Below are 2342 nucleotides of genomic sequence, written 5' to 3' on the forward strand. Positions count from 1 at the left end.
TGCCACTTTTCTTATGTGATTGTCATTTAAGAACATCTATCAATTTAGATGATATATCCGATATGCCTACTCAATTGATAGGCGATTGCCTTAATGTGATTGTTCTACGTTATGCATTTAAAGCTTCATTAGGTGATTTTTTGGGTGGTGGTGATAACTTAATTAACACATGGAAATCTACTCTATAAAGGTCTCACATACTACTATCTCAGAATTTTCAGCGCGTCTTTTTAATATTTCATTAATGAGCGGTGGGACAATTACTAAAATAATCTGCTGAAATCTCAATAATAATGATCAGCCAACTCACTGATCATTATTTTAAGTGCTTCAACTTATTGTTTTTTTGGCAACCAATAATATTGCCCATTAAGCACAACAGTAAAACCATCCTCGATCTCAGTAATCATTTCCTTTTTAATCTTTAGGGCATCAATGTAAGGAAGTTGATGAAAATATCTAAGTCCACTTCTGACCCAACTTAGAATAAATTCACTGTCACTTAAATCAGTTTGGGTAAGTGCAATAAGTTCCATTTCTAGTTTTTTCTTTTGTTTAGTCTTTAAAAAATCAGATTTTTTCAATTTTAAATAATCAATGGAAGCACCGTAATTCTCATTCAAAAAGTTAATGAATCCAGTGAGCGCAGCAGCTTGACCCGAATAGAGAGCGTCTAAATTTTTTTAAGAAATTAATATTTTCCCAATACTGATCATATAATCTTGTTTCACTGATAATTTTGAACTTCCATCCTTTATCAGCAGCAAAACGATGGGCTGCTCTGAATTTTGGTTTTAACTTATCCCAGTCCTCAACAAGCTTTTTCTTAGGCTTAATTTCGATGAGCATTGGTACAGGAAAATCCTCAAAATCATCACAATTCGAGCTTGAAAACTGCACTAAAAAGTCAGGAGTGTAGGTTGATTGATTACCCAATTCAGTAATGTAGGGGATAACTACAGGTTGACCGATAACATCAATCACATTGTTATTAAATTCTTGCTTAAGTAACCCTAGTTACGGATAAGCTAAATTTCTAACGACATGAATTTTTGGCTTATTCTTCTGACAGAGTTGATAAGCACATAAAGATGAAAATATGCCTGCTAGAAAACCGGAAATAGTCCGATGTTTACTGCTTACTAAATGGTATTTTTCTTTCAATAAGCCAATTAACGTTTCAATTTTTTTCCGCTGTCTCAAGTGGTATTCATCAGAAAAAGGCAATAGACTTACTCGCATATTCTTTCTAGGATAAGTAATTAAATCAATATCTTGCTCTAATAATTTAGTTTTTATTGATTTTCCAATATAACCTCTATCTCCATAAACAGTTGCCAATAAGCCATCAACTAATTCTTCGATTTTTATAATGTCTGCAATGTGTCCAGTGGATAAAACTGTTTTCACAATTTGTCCTTCACTATTCATGAGAAGGTTTAATTTGCAACCATAAAACCAGTCTATAGAACTTTTGCCACGAGAAGCAATATCCTCCAAAGCATGGTGACCTCTAGGAATTCTTTTGTTTTTACAAACAGGTAAAGGTGTTGAGTCAATCCATAGATATTGACATGCTTGTCCTTTGCTTAAAGCACGGTGTAGTGCATGAATCGCAAGCTGATGTTGGTTAATCAGGCTGAGCATATTTTTATAGCAAGGCAAAGACTTAAATAATTTACTCTCAAATTGATAAAGCAATTGGAAAAATGTTTTAAAATTATTTACTTGCGATGTTTTATAACAAATTGCAATCGTCACAATTTCAGAGAGGGATAAGGTTGCTAATCGAATTCGTTTACGCTTATTTTCCTGCTTGAGAAATTGCCAATAGATAGGTTCAAATTTCTTAAAAAAATCATCAATAACACAGAAGATTTCTGTAAAATCAAACATGGTGGTTAGAGTCTTTGGTTTGTGTAGTAACTTTCTAAATGGCTCTAACCATCTTTTTTTCAAGCGGTTTTCTTATCCGTAATTCGGGTTAAGTATGAAATCACGCTCAAGGGTCGATTCAAACCATATGGTTTTTTCACCTCTAAAGGCATAATTTCCCGAAATACTCCCATAAACAGTTTGAGCTTTTCTAACAGGTAAGTATTCGTCACTCAATTTTTTCATAAAAAAGTCACCATTCAGGCACTCGTGCCTATTAATGTAATTTTGCAAGTCACTCTTATCTATTTATGTAAATAATCTAATTTAATTGTGTGAAATTAGAGTGACAACCTATTGATTATCTATAATGCCACTCTATTCTATTGCTGTAAATGACAATAGATCTATATCAAAAAAAAGATGGCAATATTTAATAGTTGCCATCTTTTTGAGTTCTAGTGATG

At 32.8% G+C, this 2342-nt stretch carries 1 protein-coding gene and 3 pseudogenes; 1 reads left to right on the top strand and 3 read right to left on the bottom strand.

Features of this window, described 5'->3' with window-relative positions:
* Positions 1 to 188 (top strand): annotated as a pseudogene (locus Aba26S_RS21280) (hypothetical protein); the annotation flags it as partial.
* 147 nt (positions 189 to 335) lie between these two features.
* Here the strand turns inward: Aba26S_RS21280 and Aba26S_RS20680 are convergent.
* The 3 genes and pseudogenes from Aba26S_RS20680 to Aba26S_RS20690 all read right to left on the bottom strand — a co-directional run.
* Positions 336 to 671, bottom strand: a pseudogene (locus tag Aba26S_RS20680) (hypothetical protein); the annotation flags it as partial.
* A pseudogene (locus Aba26S_RS20685) lies at positions 667 to 984 on the bottom strand (Tn7 transposase TnsA N-terminal domain-containing protein); the annotation flags it as partial. The pseudogenes Aba26S_RS20680 and Aba26S_RS20685, both read right to left, overlap by 5 nt.
* 33 nt (positions 985 to 1017) lie before the next feature.
* Positions 1018 to 1896 carry an IS982 family transposase gene (locus Aba26S_RS20690; RefSeq protein ID WP_043041805.1) on the bottom strand — a complete coding sequence of 293 codons (879 nt, stop codon included), beginning with the start codon at positions 1894 to 1896 and terminating at the stop codon, positions 1018 to 1020.
* Positions 1897 to 2342 lie beyond the last annotated feature (446 nt).

Source organism: Acinetobacter sp. NBRC 110496 (genome assembly GCF_000876115.1).
Taxonomy (GTDB): domain Bacteria; phylum Pseudomonadota; class Gammaproteobacteria; order Pseudomonadales; family Moraxellaceae; genus Acinetobacter.